The 559-nt window shown below is 55.8% G+C and carries 1 protein-coding gene; it reads right to left on the bottom strand.

Annotated features, from left to right (window positions below):
- Window positions 1-272: 272 nt before the first annotated feature.
- Window positions 273-559 (bottom strand): chromate transporter (locus J5M56_RS23980; protein WP_207937937.1); only part of this gene is annotated, 287 nt, incomplete at its 5' end.

Raw genomic sequence — 559 nt, 5'->3', positions numbered from 1 at the left:
GTGTATTGAAGTCGCTTGTTATGTAGAAACATGACAAATCTCCTCAGTCGGGTAAGCGTGGCAAGTTCTGGGTAAAAGTTTGCCTACCCTTTTGTGAAGCATTGTCGTTGCGGAAATTTCAAAAAATTTGCGCCGACAGGACAAATGGTTTGAACCGCGCGAACAAGCGAAACGGGGCTGTACCGCTGGGGATATTCGCGCACTGGAATGACCGGAACTTATTGCCGGAATCGAGTCTCCAGCGCGCGATTCGATTTCCAGCGCCGCGATCACTAACGCAGCAAATGCACCACCAACCCAACCAACGCACAGCCCAGCAACACCTGAATCACTCCGCGCTTGAAGCGAAACAGCGCAATGGCCGCGGCAAGTGCAATCAACGCCGACGGCCAGTCCAGGCTGCCGCTGAAGCCTTGCGGCCAGAGCACGTGGTAGCCGAAGAAACACGCCAGATTGAGAATCACCCCAACCACCGCAGCGGTGATCGCGGTCAGTGGGGCGGTGAATTTGAGTTCGTCGTGCGTCGACTCCACCAGCGGGCCGCCGGCGAGGATAAACA

The sequence above is a fragment of the Pseudomonas sp. 51_B genome, from assembly GCF_017491595.1.
GTDB classification, from domain to species: domain Bacteria; phylum Pseudomonadota; class Gammaproteobacteria; order Pseudomonadales; family Pseudomonadaceae; genus Aquipseudomonas; species Aquipseudomonas promysalinigenes.
Note: the sequence above shows the minus strand (reverse complement) of the source record. Positions and strands in the feature narration are given on the sequence as shown.